Here is a 2,679-nt window from a genome sequence, read left to right on the forward strand (position 1 = left end):
GATGACCGCGCCGACACCGGCACCACGGTTCCTGCCCTGGCTTCGGACCGGCCTCGCGGCCGCGCTCACCGAATCCGCCGTCGCCGGGCTCGCGCCGCACGACAGCGCGACCGTCCAGGTTCCCGTCCTGCTACGGGCCACGGGAGAGGGCGGGGAGGTCGTCGACGACGTCACCGGCCCCCCGGTACGGCTGCGCGGTCCCGGCGACGTGATCGGGCTCGACCCGGCGCAGATCCTGCGGCGGGCGCCGGAACCCGGCGAGACCGACGCCGAGGCGAACTATTTCGCGCTCGTCGAACTGGCCGCGCCCGACCTGCCCTGGCGTTTCACCCCGGCCGCACCCGACGCGTACGGGCGGCTGCAGCCGTGGCTGGCGCTCGTCGTCGTCGAGGAGCGCGACGGAGTGGCACTGCTGGACCGAGGCCCGGCCCTGCCGCCGGTGCTCACCGTGGACAGCGCCGAGGCCGAACTGCCCGATCTGGCGCAGTGCTGGGCGTGGGCCCACGTCCAGGCCGATCACGACCTCTCCGCCGGGCTCGCGGACGCGCTGGCCACCGCGCCGCACGCGTTCCGGGCCCGGCTGCTGTGCCCGCGCCGGTTGCCGCCGCGCCGGTCCTGGCTGGCCTGCCTGGTGCCCACGTTCGAGGCCGGGCGGCGGGCGGCGATCGGAGAACCGGCGGGTACCGACCTCGGGCCGGCCTGGGAGCCGGGCGGCGTGGACATCCGGCTGCCCGTGTACGACCACTGGCGTTTCCGCACCGGGGCGGCGGGCGACTTCGAGTCGCTGGTCCGCCGGTTGCGCGCGGCGGAACTGCCCGGGACGGTGGGGCGGCGCGACCTCGACATCGGCGAGCCGGGCGGCGGCCTGCCCAGGGCGCCCGGGACCGTGGTCAGCTACTCGGGCGCGCTGGTGTCGCCGGAGGGCGGGCCGCGCCCCTGGCCGGAGGCGCATCGCGAAGCGATGAAGGACAGCCTGCGGACGACGGTCAACCAGACGCTGTATCCGCCGGACAAGCGGCCGGTCCGGGGTTACGTGGCGCAGCGCGACGATCCAGTCGTAGGCCCGCCCGCTTATGGCGCGCCGCAGGCCAAGCGGCGGGCCGTACCCGAGCCCGGACGGTCGCCGGACTGGTTCGAGCAGCTCAACACCGAACCGCCGCACCGGGCGGTGGCCGGTCTCGGCACCGAGGTGGTGCGCAACGACCAGGAGGCGCTGCTCGCCGAAGCCTGGCGCTTCGCCGCCGAGCAGGCCGAAGCCGGCCGGGTGCTCGGCCGCGCCCGGCTCGGCTGGGAGCTGGCCGGGCGGGCGCAGGCCCGATTCGCCACCCTCGGCGACGCCACGCTGATGCAGATCGCCGCGCCCGCGATGGCGCGCCTGCGGCTGCCGTCCGGGGGTACGGTCCTGGGTGCTGTTCGCGCGTCGGCGCTGCCGGACGGGCTGCTCGGCGGCGCGTTGCGGCGGCTGACCCGGACCACCAGGAGCCTGGGCGGGCCGGACGCGTTGATCAGCGCCGCGCTGGCGGATCCGATCGCGTTCAGCGCGGTCTGGACGACGGTGCGGCCACCGGCCGGTGCCGACCTCCAGGCGGTGACCGAGCCGCGCGGGGGTCCCCGCCGCCCTGAGCCCGCCGCCCGTGCCTCGACCGGCAGTGGGATCGCGGCCCGGGTACGGTCCACGTTGGACGCGCCGGCGGCGATCGCGGCGATGGTGCGCCACCGGATGCCGGGGCTGCCCGCGGGGCACGAGGTGCCGGATCGCCTCTGGGTGCGGCCAGAGTTCACCACGCCGATGTACCGGCGGCTGCTCGCCCTGTCGGTGGAGTACCTGGTGCCGGGGCTGGGGGCCGTACCTGACGACACGCTTGGCTTGTTGCGGGCCAACGGGGAGTTCGTCGAGGCGTTCCTGGCGGGGCTCAACCACGAGCTGGCGCGCGAGTTCGCCTGGCGGGAGTATCCGGCGCTGCTGACGGAGACCTGGTGCCGGAGGTTCTTCGACACCGGCGACGGCGGGCCCGCCGACATCGCCGCGATCGGGAAGTGGCACGGCGCACTCGGCACAAACCGGCCACGGGAGGCGCCCGGGGCCGATCTGGTCCTGCTGATCAAGGGGGCGCTTCCCCGCCGGTACCCCGATCTGCGGGTGTACGCCGTCGAGGCCGAATGGGCCGGCGGGAGGCGGCGGGAGGCGGCGGCGGGGCACGTCCGGCTCCCGCTGTTCGCCGGACGACTGCAGCGAGACGCGCACTTCTACGGCTTCGCCCTCGACCACGCCGGCGCGATGGGCAGCACGGACGAGCCCGCCCATCCCGGCTGGTTCTTCGTCCTGGAGGAGCGGCCGCAGGCGCCGCGCTTCGGGCTCGACGCACCCCGGCAGCGGTTCCGCGGCAGCGCGCCGGCCCGCTGGTCGAACCTGTCCTGGGCCCACCTGGCCGCGCCCGACACGGCGTTGCCGTCCTTCGTGGACGCCGGAGGGCCGTCCTGGCTGGTCGAAGCGGGGCCGCTGCCCGGCAACGGCGGGAAGGACGCTTGGGGCGAGGACGCGGCGGCGATGGCCCGCATCACCCTCCAACGGCCGGTACGGATGCTCATACACGCCAGCTCGATGCTGCCACCCCTGCCATCCGGAAAAGCTCCATCCAAGGAACCCCCACCCAAAGAACCGCCGTCCAAGGAGCCGGT

The 2,679-nt window shown here is 75.5% G+C and carries 1 protein-coding gene; it reads left to right on the top strand.

Going from position 1 to position 2,679, the window contains the following annotated elements; translation table 11 throughout:
* A partial coding sequence (locus tag Aph01nite_RS40750) for a hypothetical protein (protein WP_204046450.1) occupies window positions 1-2,679 on the top strand: 2,679 nt, incomplete at both ends.

This window comes from Acrocarpospora phusangensis, assembly GCF_016862995.1.
Lineage (GTDB): Bacteria > Actinomycetota > Actinomycetes > Streptosporangiales > Streptosporangiaceae > Acrocarpospora > Acrocarpospora phusangensis.